Annotated in this window: 9 protein-coding genes; 6 read left to right on the forward strand and 3 right to left on the reverse strand. The window is 40.3% G+C overall.

Translation table 11 applies throughout. The annotated features are described in order from the left end of the window. Positions 1-209: 209 nt before the first annotated feature. On the reverse strand, positions 210-554 hold the full coding sequence (locus AACU33_RS26900; protein WP_096592469.1) for a hypothetical protein: 345 nt from the start codon (positions 552-554) through the stop codon (positions 210-212). 81 nt (positions 555-635) lie between these two features. After that, complete coding sequence (locus AACU33_RS26905; protein ID WP_096592472.1) at positions 636-833, reverse strand: hypothetical protein; 198 nt, start codon at positions 831-833, stop codon at positions 636-638. Between AACU33_RS26905 and AACU33_RS26910 the strand changes: the two genes are divergently transcribed. The 6 genes from AACU33_RS26910 to AACU33_RS26935 all read left to right on the forward strand — a co-directional run bounded on the left by AACU33_RS26910 (position 834) and on the right by AACU33_RS26935 (position 14,226). Then, positions 834-1,784, forward strand: a complete 951-nt coding sequence (locus tag AACU33_RS26910; protein ID WP_096592474.1) for a P1 family peptidase — start codon at positions 834-836, stop codon at positions 1,782-1,784. Between the two features lie 403 nt (positions 1,785-2,187). Further along, positions 2,188-4,962, forward strand: coding sequence for an insulinase family protein (locus tag AACU33_RS26915; protein ID WP_096595399.1), 2,775 nt, complete (start codon positions 2,188-2,190; stop codon positions 4,960-4,962). 144 nt (positions 4,963-5,106) lie between these two features. Beyond that, a complete protein-coding gene (locus AACU33_RS26920; protein WP_096592477.1) occupies positions 5,107-9,189 on the forward strand; it encodes a non-ribosomal peptide synthetase in 4,083 nt (1,360 codons plus the stop codon). 121 nt (positions 9,190-9,310) lie between these two features. Next, entirely contained in the window at positions 9,311-10,258 is a 948-nt protein-coding gene (locus AACU33_RS26925; protein ID WP_339376521.1) for a heme-dependent oxidative N-demethylase family protein, read from the forward strand. 109 nt (positions 10,259-10,367) lie between these two features. After that, positions 10,368-13,628, forward strand: coding sequence for a non-ribosomal peptide synthetase (locus tag AACU33_RS26930; RefSeq protein ID WP_096592480.1), 3,261 nt, complete (start codon positions 10,368-10,370; stop codon positions 13,626-13,628). Between the two features lie 325 nt (positions 13,629-13,953). Beyond that, positions 13,954-14,226 carry a SemiSWEET family sugar transporter gene (locus AACU33_RS26935; protein WP_096592483.1) on the forward strand — a complete coding sequence of 91 codons (273 nt, stop codon included), beginning with the start codon at positions 13,954-13,956 and terminating at the stop codon, positions 14,224-14,226. A gap of 18 nt (positions 14,227-14,244) precedes the next feature. Here AACU33_RS26935 and AACU33_RS26940 read toward each other — a convergent pair whose 3' ends face one another. Then, on the reverse strand, positions 14,245-15,354 hold the full coding sequence (locus AACU33_RS26940) for an alpha/beta fold hydrolase (protein ID WP_339376316.1): 1,110 nt from the start codon (positions 15,352-15,354) through the stop codon (positions 14,245-14,247). Between the last annotated feature and the right edge of the window lie 175 nt (positions 15,355-15,529).

A 15,529-nucleotide genomic window follows, 5' to 3' on the forward strand; every position in this document is an offset into this window, starting at 1 on the left:
CACCATCTTGAAGATATATCTAAAGCTTGAGGAACTTGTGAGGAAGTCACCCCGATTACTTAAAATCTGGCCAGCGCTTCCATTGCTTTCAAGGCTAATCATATTAAAAGCGATCGCTCTGGTTAAATATCAACAACAATAGAGCGATCGCATTTTTTCTATGTAGGATACAGGGAAAAAAGTAAAACTGAAAGCAGGCAGTTTTATAATTAACTTTCATCTGCCGACTTAACAGTTACAAACCAAAATGGCCCTGTTTCGGTGCATTTGTTATTTTCCTGAGTGTCGTAGACTACTATTCCTGGTGTTGACAGAGTTAAAGCCTCTCCCAATTTGATGTAGGAAATAAAGGGTTCAAGATATTTAACAACCAGATCGTAGTTAGAAGTTGGCAAGACTTTGTCTTGAAAGTACTCATAGCCTACATCTTCTACGCTTTCGTAATATCGGATTGTCAAATCGTTTAATTCTTTATCGGGAAAGTAGTGTTTAATTTGTTCGCTTAAACGATCGGGAATTTTTGTCGCTGGGTCAAGTAGTGTTGCGGTTCTCATAATTTCCTGCTCCTTTTGAGTTTAATTAGCTGTGACAATGGGAGTTAAACTCGTGAAGCCGATCTTTATATCTGGTTTCTCTCACTTTGCTGCATTTTCATCATAGAAAAATAGTTTGAGAAACTTGTGAGGTTTCAACAACATCATCGTGCCGATCGCCTGATTAGCGATAACTGTTACAGTAGCGGTAGTAGCGATCGCAGTTCTGGCTACAGTGAGTGGTAGAAGCGGTGCTGGTAGCCGTTGGTAACGAATAGAATTTAGGCAAGCAAGAGACAAATGAAGTTGACTCCGAAAACAGAATTCGACGAACCACTCTTAAAATTTGACTTCCCTAGCATTCATATTGGCGTTGCAGAATACGAATTAGGCAAAACTGGCTGCACGGTTTTCTATTTTCCTCATGGTGCGATCGCATCTGTTGATATTCGAGGTGGTGCGCCAGGTACAATCATGGCGGGTGACGGTTGGGTAGATGCCATTTGCTACGCTGGAGGCTCACTTTATGGTTTAGAGGCTGCTACTGGCGTATCTGCGGAATTATTTGCTTTGCGGAATTATAGCACTCATTGGTATGACATAGCTGTGGTGCGGGGTGCAATTATTTTTGACTTTTTACCACGTGATAACTCGATTTATCCAGATAAAGAATTAGGAAAAGCCGCACTCAAAGCCGCAAAACCCGATATTTTTCCTTTAGGTGCAAGAGGCGCTGGTCGTTCTGCGACTGTTGGTAAAGTTTTTGACTTTAGCAATGCTGAATCTGCTGGTCAAGGCGGTGCGTTCCGTCAAATTGGCGAGACAAAGCTAGCTGTATTTACGATTGTGAATGCGATCGGAGCAATTGTAGATCGTCAGGGACAGGTTGTACGCGGGCTGTTAAACCCAAATACAGGAGAGCGATGTTGCACTAGCGATGATTTAGAACAGCGAATCAAATTTCATCTGGATGCTAGAACCGCTAAAGGTAACACAACTTTAACCTTAGTAGCTACAAATCAAAAACTGCAATCAAAACAACTTAAACAGTTAGCAAAGCAAGTTCACGGTTCAATGGCAAGAGCAATTCAACCGTTTCACACGCTTGATGATGGTGACGTTCTCTACGCTGTCACCACTAACGAAGTTGAGAATAAGTATTTAGAAACCACTGCTTTAGGCATACTAGCCTCTGAGTTAGCTTGGGACGCGGTTTTGAGTTGTTTTGCTAATGCTAGTTCATCAAATTAACAGCCAACTTCAGGCTGAGGGAATTATAGAAATTACACGGGATTGATGCTAGATTTTGAGACCAATAATTGTGTAATTTATCTAATTACAATTTGTTGTAAATTATCTAATTTTAAAAGCTAATACCAATTCAAATAATGTTTGCGACAGATAAATTCTTTGTGGGGGCACGGCACCGACAATCTTTTGGTATATCAAATTATCTTACTGATGCCGTGCCCCTACTCATCTGTCACTTTTTTCAAATTGATATAAGACAGCGAGGATATTTTTGTCTTGTGCTGACTCTGCTTCAATAGCTTACACAGCGATAGGATATTTGTAATTGCAAGTCCATAAATTAGTAACTCTGCTGTCTTCTCTAGGTTTTAAGTTAAATTTAGAATTTGATTCTGAATGGTTTATGAAGCTACGCTCATATATGCTTATAGGGTTATTACTCAGTCTGCTTCTTAGTACTGTACCCTTCTCTGGCAATTTCACTTATGCGGCAACACCAACAGCAGTAGCACCTGTATCTGGGCGATCGCTCTCCCAAGGGGTGCAAAAAACGGTGTTAGATAATGGCTTAACGGTACTGACCAAGGAAATACACACTGCTCCTGTAGTCAGCGTGCAGGTATGGTATAAAGTAGGCTCTCGTAATGAAGGTAAAGGGGAGAGTGGCATCTCTCACCAATTAGAGCATTTGTTATTTAAAGGGACTAAAGACCGTCCGGTGCAGTTTGGGCGTTTATTTAGTGCTTTAGGCAGTCAGTTTAATGCTTTTACTAGCTACGATGAAACGGTCTATTTTGGCACAGTGCGGCGAGACAAATTAGAAGCACTGTTGACTCTCGAAGCCGATCGCATGGAAAATTCCTTAGTTGGGCCTGAGCAACTAACCAGTGAAAAACGAGTAGTCATATCCGAGTTGCAAGGGTATGAAAATTCACCAAGCTATCGTCTTGACAGGGCAGTCATGCAAGCTGCTTTTCCCAACCGTGCTTATGGCTTACCTGTGGGTGGGACAAAAGCCGATGTGGAAAAATTCACGGTGGAGCAGGTGCGTAATTATTACCAAACCTACTACAGCCCTGAAAATACTACATTGGTAATTACAGGCGATTTTGCTACAGAACCTACACTCAAAGCGGTTAAAGCAACTTTTGGCAAGGTGAAGCCAAGATCCAAAAAAGACGCGAGAACGCAGCAACCTAAGGTAGCAGGAAATTCTGCTGCTAGTTCCAAAGCGCCCATTGTTTTGAAGGAACCCGGAAGTGCAGCACTGCTGCAAGCGGTGTATCCTCTGCCAGACATTAACCATCCCGATGTGCCAGCAATTGATGTGATGGATATGATTCTGACAGGCGGACGTAGTTCTAGGCTTTATCAAGCTTTGGTAGAATCTGGACTGGCTAGCTCGGTAAGTGGTAGCGCCGCAGAACTGCTAGAACCGGGTTGGTATGAACTTAATGCTACGGCAGCACCAGGTAAAGAGTTAACAAAAATTTCCCAAGTACTGCAACAATCTTTGTTGAAATTACAACAGCAGCCAGTTACTAAGGAAGAATTAGATCGCGCCAAGACGCAACTGCAAGCTAATTTTGTCTTGAGTAACCAAGATATCACCAGTCAAGCGCAACAACTGGGATATAACCAAACCATTACTGGAGATTACCATTTTGTGGAGAAATATCTAGCGGCGATCGCCAAAGTAACTCCACAAGATGTACAACGAGTAGCGAAAACTTACCTCAACTCTGCTAAACAAACCATCGGTTTCTTTGAACCAACTCAACCAGATGGCAAACAAGCAGCTGCTAGTGGTGGTTCCGGTCGCACTGTAGAGAATTTTAGCCCCGGTAAACCTGTAGATCCAGCAGAATTGGCTAAATATTTACCTCCTGCTACCTCTGCTACCAGTTCGAGTCAGCAAGCTCTACCAGAGCAGTTTACGCTCGCAAATGGGTTGCGGGTGCTGCTGTTACCTGACCACAGCGTTCCGATTGTTAACCTTAGCGGACAAATTGATGCGGGTACTGTGTTTGATGGCAATCAAAAAGCTGGGCTAGCGAATTTAACTGCTAACAACTTAATGAATGGTACGAAAACTCGAAATGCTTTGACTTTAGCAAAAACTTTAGAAGACAGGGGTGCTAGTCTTGATTTTGGTGCTGGTCGTGAAGGAGTTAGTATTAGCGGTCAAGGACTATCAGTTGATTTGCCAATCTTAGTTCAAAGTCTGGCAGATGTAGCACAAAATGCCACTTTCCCAGCCGACCAATTAGAACTGACTCGTCAAAGGGCATTGACCAGTTTAAAATTACAACTTGATGACCCTGAAACTTTGGGAAGACGGGCATTCCAGCAGGCAATTTACCCAGAAAATCATCCTTTCCACAGCTTTCCTTCAGTCGAAAGCTTAAATAGTATTACTCGCGATGATGTACTGCGCTTCTACCAAGAACACTACCGCCCGGATACTACAACGATCGCTCTAGTTGGAGATTTTGAGCCAGCTAAAGTCAAAACTTTGCTAAATCAGACTTTTGGCAAATGGCAAGTCCAAGGTAAGCCACCGACGCTCAACTTACCTAACGTAGCGTTACCCCAAAGCTTGAAACGCCTGAACAAGGTAATTCCCGGCAAGGCAGAGGCTGTTACCTACCTCGGTTATAATGGCATCTCGCGCAGAGATCCGCGCTTCTATGCAGCTATGGTGCTGAATCAGATTTTGGGTGGTGATACCTTGTCTAGTCGCTTAGGTACAGAAGTCCGCGATCGCCAAGGTTTAACTTACGGTATTTACAGTGCCTTTGCTGCGGGAATCAATCCCGGGCCTTTCTTGATTCAGATGCAGACAGATCCGCAAGATGCAGAAAAAGCGATCGCCAGCACCCTGGCTTTACTCAAACAAATCCGCGAGCAAGGAGTGACTGAGGCAGAATTGAACAATGCAAAACGTTCAATTTCCAACAGCTACCCCGTAGATTTAGCTAATCCCAGCGCTGTAGCAAACATTATTTTGGGTAATGCTGTCTACGGTCTTTCACCGAGAGAAATCCGAGACTATCCTCAACAAATTGAGTCTGTAAATATGACCCAAGTACAAGACGTTATCAAGGATTTAATTAAGCCGGAGAATGTAGTAATTGTTACTGCTGGCTCTGAAGTGACTGCACGCCAAGGCAGCTAATGTTTTAAAAGTAGAGTGGGCAATGCTCGCTCTACTGCATCAGCTAAACTTGTCAAAAAAACCTCCGCGTCTTGTTCGTGAATTCTACTCTACGATAGGTTCAGAGCATCCCAAGAAGGCAGTTCTGCTGGAGTTGAGGCACTTATGAACCAGTATATTTCTAGTAATCCCACTAGTACTGAAGAAGCAGAGGTTTTTGTATTTGCCGCTTCTTTTGCCCAACAACGGTTATGGTTTCTCGACAAGTTAGCACCAGGGAACCCATTTTATAATGTATCCACAGCGCTTCGCCTGACAGGTTCTCTCAACTTCACAGCCTTACAGCAGACATTTAACGAAATTGTCCGTCGCCACGAAACTTTACGCACCACGTTTGTCATGGCAGATGGGCAACTCCTACAAGTAATAGCTCCCACCTTAACCATACCCATACTCGTAATCGACCTACGCAAGTACGAGAGCCAAGAACCCGAACAACAAGCGCGGCAATTTGCAACCGCAGAAGCTCAACGTCCTTTTAATTTGAATACCGGGCCATTACTGCGATTGACGCTGCTACAACTGGATGAAGCCGAATTTATCCTACTGCTAAATTTGCATCATATTGTCGCTGATGGTTGGTCTATTGGCGTGCTAATTAGAGAATTGGGGATATTATATAAAGCCTTTGCCGAAAATCAGCGAGCGCCTTTGCCGGAATTACCCATTCAGTATGCAGATTTCGCTGAATGGCAACGGGAATGGTTGCAACAAGTCACAAAGAACGGCTGTACACCGCTAGAAATCCAATTAGCTTACTGGAAAAAACAGTTAGATGGAATTTCAATACTGAATCTGCCCACAGACAGGTTAAGGCCAGCAGTTTCCACCTATCAGGGTGCAAAACAATTTCTCGAACTACCGCAGTATTTAACTTTGAAGCTAGAGCAACTGAGTCAGCAAGCAGGCGTTACCTTGTTCATGACTCTGTTAGCAGCATTTCAGACTCTACTTTATCGCTACACCCAGCAAGAAGATATTGCAGTTGGTACGCCTATTGCCAATCGCAACCGCAGTGAAATAGAAGGATTAATTGGATTTTTTGTTAATAGTTTGGTGCTGCGTACTGATTTTTCTGGCAATCCAACGTTTCAAGAATTATTGCACCGCGTCCGCGAGGTTACTTTAGCAGCCTATGCTCATCAAGAATTGCCTTTTGAAAAGTTGGTGGAGGAATTGCAACCAGAACGAGATTTAAGTCATCATCCTTTGTTTCAAGTAGTATTTAGTCTGCAAAACACTCCCATTCAAGCACTAGATTTACCAGGGTTAAAGCTTTCGCAATTCGAGTTCGACAGCAAAACTGCAAAACTTGATTTAGAGTTTCACCTGTGGCAAGATTTAACAACTATTAAAGGAGAAGTAGTATATAGCACCGATTTATTTGATGATATTACTATTACTCGGATGCTAGGGCATTTTCAAACACTTATAGAAAGTATAGTTGCTAATCCAGAACAGCGTTTAACAAACTTGCCTTTATTAACTGCAAAAGAACGGCAGCAGTTATTAATTGATTGGAATTATCCTAAAAGGCAAGAATTAGAAAAGAAGTATTTTCATGAGATATTTGCGGCACAGGTAGAGAAAAATCCTGATGCGATCGCTCTAGTATTTGAACACAAACAGCTAACCTATCGCGAACTCAATATCCAAGCCAATCAACTTGCACGCTACCTGCAAAAATTAGGCGTAGGTGCAGATGTTTTAGTTGGAATTTGCATAGAGCGTTCATTAGAAACGATCGTTGCACTTTTGGGCATCCTGAAGGCGGGTGGCGCTTACCTACCTTTAGATCCTAGCTATCCTCAAGCACGTCTTCAATTCATGGTAGAAGACGCGAAAGTATCAGTTTTGGTAACTCAAAAGGAATTTGTTGAGCTTTTTGAGAATCATGAGATATCTGTAATTTGCTTGGATCGAGATAGAGAAATAATTACTTCTCAAAGTCAGGACAATACAAATACCTGTATTACATCTAGCAACTTAGCTTATGTTATTTACACCTCTGGCTCAACAGGAAAGCCTAAAGGTGTTTTAATCGAACATCGAGGACTTTCTAACTTAATAAAAGCTCAGATTGAAGTTTTCAAATTGCCAGAAAGTAGCCGCATTCTGCAATTTGCCTCATTAAGTTTTGATGCCGCAATTTTTGAAATTGTCATGGCGCTAGGAACAGGATCGACTCTATATTTAGCAGATAAAGAATCTCTTCTCCCCAGTCGAAGTTTACTGAGATTATTGCGCGAAAACGCTATTACTCACGTTACCCTTCCGCCTACTGTCTTGGCAGTTTTACCTACAGAATCGCTTCCCGCATTGCAAACTATCGTTTGTGCAGGCGAATCTTGTCCAAAAGAGATTGTCCAACGTTGGTTGAGTTATAATCGAAAATTTTTTAACGCTTACGGCCCTACTGAAGCAAGTGTTTGGTCAACGATTGCTGAAATTAATTCTGCTTGTGAGAACCCACCAATTGGTCGTCCAATTGCTAATACGCAAATTTACATATTAGATAAATATTTACAGCCTGTACCCATCGGAATTACCGGGGAAATATATATAGCTGATGAAGGGCTAGCACGAGGCTACCTTCATCGTCCTGAATTAACTGCTGAAAAGTTTATTCCTAATCATTTTGAACAAGCTAAAGTCAGCCGTTTGTATAGAACAGGCGATTTAGCACGTTATCGACCAGATGGTAATATCGAATTTTTAGGACGTATTGATAATCAAGTAAAAATTCGCGGTTTCCGAATTGAATTGTTGGAGATTGAAACAGTATTATGCCAACATCAAAGTGTGAAAGAAGCAGTAGTAGTTGCTAAAGAAGCTATATCTAGTGAAAACGAATTATTAGCTTATATTGTTCTCGATACTAACTATACAGCAACAACAATTGAAATTCGGCAATTCCTCAAAGATAAATTACCAGAATATATGGTTCCAAAAACCTTTGTCATCTTAGATTCTCTACCTCTTACACCTAATGGCAAAGTAAACCGCCAAGCACTAACAGCACTCGATATTTCAAATAGCCGTTCAATAGATAAAACCTTTATCGCTCCTCGTAATCCCACAGAATCAAAGTTAGCAGCAATTTGGGCTGAAGTTCTGAATATTGAGCGTGTCGGTATTCACGATAACTTTTTCGACTTGGGAGGTAATTCCTTAGTTGCTGTCAGGGTTGTAGAACAGATACGCCAGCAATTTCAGCTTGACTTATCGTTAGCTACCTTATTTTTAAACCCAACAATTGAGAGTTTAGCAACTTCTCTATCAACAAAAACAGAGTCTTTAGCTTGCTCTCCTTTGGTTAGCATTCAGCCACATGGCTCAAATCCGCCTTTCTTCTGCGTTCATCCTATCTTTGGTGTGATATTTCCTTATTATGAATTAGCTCATCATTTAGGCAATAATCAACCATTTTATGGGTTGCAATCTCTAGGAATGGATGCTAAAAATCCGCCGCTAACTAGCATTGAAGATATGGCTACTCGCTACATTGAAGCGTTACGTCAAGTGCAGCCAAAAGGGCCTTATTTTTTAGGTGGTTGGTCTTTTGGCGGTTGGGTGGCTTTTGAAATGGCTCAACAACTGCAAAAGTCTGGAGATGAGGTGGCTTTACTTGCTATGCTTGATACTTTAGCACCACTTCCTGGTAATATTCCTTCCTTGGGTAAGAGCTTGCAGTTTCTTTTTACTACTGTGGCGCGAGATATATGGCCTTTTTTGTTTGAATATTGTTGTCTAATAGCTGCTCATAGCAAGAATCAAATTAAAAATTTAATTTCTCAGGCTTTAAAAAAATTTAATAGCTGGTTTGATAAAAATCTGTTAATGCACGTGCATTTAGAAGAAACTTTCCCAAGTAACTTAATATCTGATAATAGTAAGTTACATCTTTTACATGAGTTAACAATCACGCCAATATTGCGTATATTCTATGCTAATAGTCAAGCAGTTATTAAATATATTCCACAGATCTACCCTGAGCAAATTACGCTGTTTAAAACAAGCACGATATCAAGCATTGCTAAAGAAGATTTGAGTATGGGGTGGGATAAGTTGGCTGTTGAGCAAACAGAAATTTATCAGATTCCAGGTAATCACTTAACCATGTTGAGAAAGCCTCATATTCAAGTTTTGGCTGCACAGCTTATAGCTTGCATTGAAAATAAGATATAGAACTTTGCGATCGCACTCCCAAATCTGAGCTAGCGTAAAAATATTATGCTTATGCAACCATCTATAGCTTGTGGACACGCAAATCGCAGTCTTTAATAGTCCGGCTTGCTACTTCCCCCTGATGAACGGACGCTACGAAGTCAAGCCAGGGATGATGGCGTTTGGCTCTTGTTTCGGTAATGGTGAAGCTGATAACCAAGTGTTTCAAATTGATGAAAATTTTGCTGATTACCGTCAGGCTAAACTTTTAGCACGTGCGGAACGGTTAAGTAAATACTACCAGACTTATAACTATTCTACGGCTGTGGCAGGTGCGATCGCTCGTTTGATAGTTGAGCGCCTCACCGAAGATCGTCCAGAATACTTTGGCTACCAAAAATCAACAGCAAACACCTTGATATTCCATAGCCAACTTACCAAGGAAACTCTCTATCTAAATGCAGACTGGCAATTACAGCGAGTCGAAGGTAGTGCCGTTGTCCCAGCTTACACTTCTACCCTTGATGCTCTAGCAGCGCAGATACAAGAAGACTTAACAGTTATCTGTCGTGGAAACGATGGAGACAGTTGGCTGAGTGCAGTTCATTTGTGCTATCCCAATCATTGGTCAGCTGAGGACAAAATTGGTAAAGATTTTGCAGCCATCCATACGCCTGTTGCAGGTATAGAAAAAATTAATCGCCGAGCAGATGCGATCGTTAAGACTATGATTACTAATAAACCAATGGTGCGTTTTGCTTGGGGTTTGAGTACCGACACCCGCCTGAACCACCATCCCGAAGCACCGCCTGGTGTGTCAGTTAGTCAGTGGCAAGGTAGAAACTTTGATCCTCAAAATCCCAAGCTTTACTTGCGAATTGAGCGACAAGTAATTTGGGGATTACCAGAATATGAAGCAGCATTATTTACTATTCGTACTTATTTTAGAGATTGCAGTTTAATCAAAAAAGATTCCTTGTTAGGGGAAAAGTTGTGTGCTGCGATTGAGTCTATGTCACTAGATTCGCTAGTTTATAAGGGTTTAGCAGATAGTAAAGCTAATATTTTACATTGGCTAAATCAAGTTTAAAGCATCACCAGAATAGTAAATATTGTTTGAGATTTCTGAAACTATCTGTCAGTAAGAATTTTTAATCCAAAATCTCAAATTTAAATTCCGAATTGATATAAGGAGCAATATGCCTTCTGAAGAAGTCTTTGTGTTTCCAGCATCTTTTGCTCAACAACGATTGTGGTTTCTCGACCAGCTAAATCCTGGCAATAGTATTTACAACGTACCTACAGCAATTCGTTTAACGGGTTCGCTGAATTTAGCAGCGCTAGAGCAGACATTTAACGAAATTGTGCGTCGTCACGAAGTTTTTCGCACTACTTTTACGGTGTTAGATGGACAGCCTTTACAAGTTATAGCGCCCAATTTAACAATACCTGTTAATGTATTAGACCTGGAACAATTGCCAATCGATAAACGGGAAACTGAAGCAAAACGCTTGATTAGCGCAGAAATAGAAAGTCCTTTTGATTTGTCTTCAGGGCCGCTGCTGCGAGTAATGTTATTTGTACTTTCCCAAACAGAACATATTTTATTGCTGAATATGCATCATATTATCTGCGATGATTGGTCGATTGGGGTGTTAATTCGGGAACTGAGTGTTATTTACACAGCTTTTGTACAAAACCAGCCTTTGCCTTTGTTAGAACTACCTCTTCAGTATGCTGACTTTGCTCATTGGCAACGCGAGTGGTTGCAAGGAGAAGTTTTAGAAACTCAATTAGCTTATTGGCGGCAGCAATTAAACGGTATTTCGATGCTAGATTTACCCACAGATAAAAAACGACCAAATATACAAACCTATCAAGGAGCAATAGAATTTTTAGAGTTACCATCACAGCTAACTGATGCACTTGAAGCACTTGCACAGCGAGAAGATGTCACTTTATTTATGATTCTGCTGGCGGCATTTCAAACTTTACTTTATCGCTACACCCATCAAGAAGATATTACAGTAGGTTCGCCAATTGCTAATCGCAACCGCAGTGAAATTGAGAGATTAATTGGTTTTTTTGTTAATAGTTTGGTGTTACGTACTAACCTCAGTGGCAACCCAACTTTTAAAGAAATGTTAGGCAGAGTCCGAGATGTTACTCTTGGAGCCTATAGCCACCAAAATTTACCTTTTGAAAAATTAGTTGAAGAACTGCATCCAGAACGAAACTTGAGCTACCATCCCCTATTTCAAGTGGTATTTGGTTTCCAAAATGCTCCTATGTCAGCAATAGAAATGCCTGGGTTAGTGCCTAGTTTTATAAATATTGACCTACAAAAAATTCGCTTTGATTTAGAGTTGAACTTGTGGAAGTGTTCTGAAGATTTTAGAAGTTTATGGGGAGCTAAGTGGCAACTTTCTGAAGGTATTCGCGGTGTAATGGTCTACAACACAGCTTTGTTTGAGAAAGCCACCATTATCCGAATGCTAGAACATTTAAAAATATTGTTAGCAAGCATTGTGAGAAATCCAGAGCAACCTATAGCTAATTTCTCCTTATTGAGTGCAAAGGAGCTAAATCGACTAATCGTCGAATGGAATGATACTCAGGCAGATTATCCTCATAATCAATGTATTCATCAATTATTTCAAGAGCAAGTAGAGCAGCATTGTAATTCCATAGCCCTAAGCTTTGATAATCAACAAATCACTTATCGAGAATTAAATAATCGCAGCAATCAACTAGCTCGCTATTTACAAAAACTGGGCGTAAATTCGGAAGTCGTAGTAGGGATTTGTTTAGAGCAGTCAATAGGATTTATTGTAGGTTTAATAGGAATTTTAAAAGCTGGCGGAGCATATCTACCATTAGATCCTAGCTATCCTCAAGAGCGTCTAAATTTTATGTTAGATGATGCACGAGCTTTTGTGTTAGTTACACAAGAAAAGTTGCTCAAGCATTTTGCAGAATTCTCGCATCAAATTATTTGTCTAGATAAAGATTCGGAAAATATCGCCCAAGAAACTGAAGAAAATTTTACCAGCAATGTAAACAGTAATAATTTAGCTTATGTAGTTTACACTTCTGGTTCTACAGGTAAACCCAAAGGAGTAGCTGTAACTCACAAAGCTGTAAATCGGTTGGTATGCAATACAAACTATATAAAATTAGAAACTAACGACAAAATTGCCCAAGCTTCAAATATTTCTTTTGATGCAGCAACATTCGAGATTTGGGGAGCGTTACTTAACGGCGCTCAACTTGTTGGTATTAGTAAAGATGTCATTCTTTCGCCTCAGGAATTGGCATTACAGCTAAAACAAAAAGGTATCAGCGTTCTGTTTTTAACTACTGCCTTATTCCAACAAATTGCTAGAGATTTTCCGCAAGCTTTTTCAACTCTGCGATATTTGCTGTTTGGTGGTGAAACTATTGATATTAGATGGGTAAGGAAAATTCTAAAACATGGTAAGCCTCAGAATTTAATTCATGTGTATGGCCCTACAGAAAATACTACATTTTCTACTTATTATCCAGTACAAGAAGTAGCAGAATCAGCTACATCTATTCCTATCGGTCGCCCGATTTCAAATACCCAAATTTATATACTAGACGCTAATTTACAACCTGTTCCTATTGGCGTTTTTGGCGAGTTGTACCTTGGAGGTGAAGGACTAGCGCGAGGATATATAAATAGACCTGAGTTAACTGCTGAGTGTTTCATTACAATTCCTGAAACGGGATTTATTGCAGAGGAAAGACTTTACAAAACTGGTGATTTGGGGCGCTATTTAATCGATGGGAATATTGAATTTTTAGGTCGCATTGATAACCAAGTCAAGATTCGCGGTTTCCGCATTGAATTGGGAGAAATAGAAGCCGTACTCAGCGAACATCCAGCAGTGAAGCAAGCTATAGTAATTGCTGCTGAAGATATACCTGGAGAGAAGCAATTGGTAGCTTATATTGTTCCTCATCCAGAACAAATCCCAACAAGCATGGAATTACATCAATTTTTGACAGTAAAGTTACCAGAATATATGGTTCCAACAGCATACGTTTTATTGGAATCTCTACCATTATCGCCCAATGGTAAAGTGGATCGCCGGGCTTTACCTGCATCTGATAAAATCACTTTTATTCAACAAGATTATGTAGCACCTAGAAACCAGCTTGAAGATTTACTTGTAGAAATTTGGGCGAAAGTTTTGGGAAAGAAACAAGTAGGTATTCACGATAATTTCTTTGAATTAGGCGGTCATTCTTTACTTGCTACTCAGTTAGTTTCTCGAATTCGGGATACTTTGCAAATAGATGTATCTGTACGCAATTTGTTTGAAGCACCAACAGTAGAACAACTTGCTAGATATATTGAAACAATTTCTTGGTTCATGCAAGATTTGAATAGGTCTGGAAGTAGCGAAAATTCAAGGGAAGAATTGGAGTTTTAACTAAATTAAAAATTGCGATCGCACAAAGTTTTCTTAAATAAAGAATACCAGTTTAGATAGTCTTTTTGATGCATAGATTATTCGTAAGGGCACAAATATTGTTGTGCCCCTACCAATCTGCTGTATTTTTTTAATTGCTATAAAACAGCGATCGCACTCCTAAACAGCACCTTTTAACTTAAATCTATGCACATATTTTGTAATTTCAACCATCACTCTATAGATAGATATAGCTCATCTATATTAATTACTTCCTAGGTCAAATACTAAAGTAAAGAAATATCAACTTTAATACGATTGATTACTAAAATATACTCTAATGACCATGAGAGAAATTGTATCTTTTTTCTTTGGCTTAGGTTTTGTATTTAATGCTAGTCTATTTATTCCCCAAGCTCTGCGAATATGGAAAAGGAAAAATGCAAAGAATATTTCTTTAATTACTTTTGCAGGGTTTAATCTTATCCAGTTCGATGGAATTCTCTATGGTTATTATCAAAAAGACTGGATTTTGATGTACGGTAATTTAATTAGTTTTATTACCTGTGGAGTAGTAACACTGTTGGCAACATACTATAAACACTATAAAAAGAAATGACTTGGCAGTTTATCTCTTCTAATGATTTACTGTACACTCAGCACAAAAATCGCTGACTGCTTCAGAAAATTGCTGATTTTGCTCCATTAATGCCATGTGTCCACCAGGATTGATTGTAACTCTTTGGGAATGAGGTAACTCTGCTTTCATGCGATCGCTCGCTACGGGTTTAGTTGCTATATCAGAAGCACCACACACTACCAACGCTGGAATGTGGATATTTGCCAGGGTTTCGATTTCATCAAACTTAAACATTGCTAGCGTGCCACGCGCCAAAACACCGGGGGAACCCAAAGCTGATAACAAACCGGCAAAATTAAGTTGACCCCGTGTTTCTCTACCCGTAAATCCAGAAAGTTCTACAGTGATATACAGCGAACCATTGAGATAGGAAAGCCAAGTCATCAACCACAAAATCGGTGATAGCACAATAGTCAGGTAAAGCAGAGGTTCCAGCAACGGCTTTTGTAATTTACGTACCACACCGCTAAAGATACAAGTTTTTAAAGGATTCGTGTAAGTTGTATCGACAAGAATTAAGCCAGCAACTCTGCGCCCTAAATGTTCTGGAAACAGGCGGCAAAATGTGAGGTTAATCATACCGCCCATGCTGTGTCCTAATAAAATAACGGGTTTATCTCCTGCTATGGAAACAACAGCTTCTAAATCGCGAGCATATTTTTCTAAAGAATAATCTTTGTTTTGCGGTCTAGTGGATTTTCCCAACCCTGGTAGATCCCAAACAATCACTCGAAAGCGATCGCTTAATTGTCGTTTGACATAATACCATACAGTACTGTTCGGCCCCCAACCATGTGAAAAGATAATCGGTTGACCATCCTCAGGGCCAAAAAACTCTACTTGCAGTACGCTACCATCTGGTCGTGACAAACGCTGCACCGTTTGACTACGCATAAACTCAGGTTCATCCGACCCAGGACGGCGCAGTAATGGCAAACTGATAAAACGACCGCCAAAAGACCACAGCACCATTACTATTCCAGCCACCAAGTAAGAAGTTCCTACAAGTTCTCGTTCATACCATTCATAGAGAATATAGATTCCCCCACCAAGTATCCCAACCGACAACAGTTGAACTAGCCATACAAGCAGGAAATTAAAAGGCATGAATATCATAAGCCTAAACCTTGCGAACTGCGTTGTCTTTTAGCTACATATCACAGTTACAATCACGAATCTTTCAACCCAAGGAATGATTTCTACAGTGATATAGGTGTGATAAAAATTCATTTGTCATTCGTCATTTGTCATTTATTATTTCTTTCCTCCCCTGCTCCCTGCT

This window comes from Calothrix sp. NIES-2098 (genome assembly GCF_963875125.1).
Taxonomy (GTDB): domain Bacteria; phylum Cyanobacteriota; class Cyanobacteriia; order Cyanobacteriales; family Nostocaceae; genus Aulosira.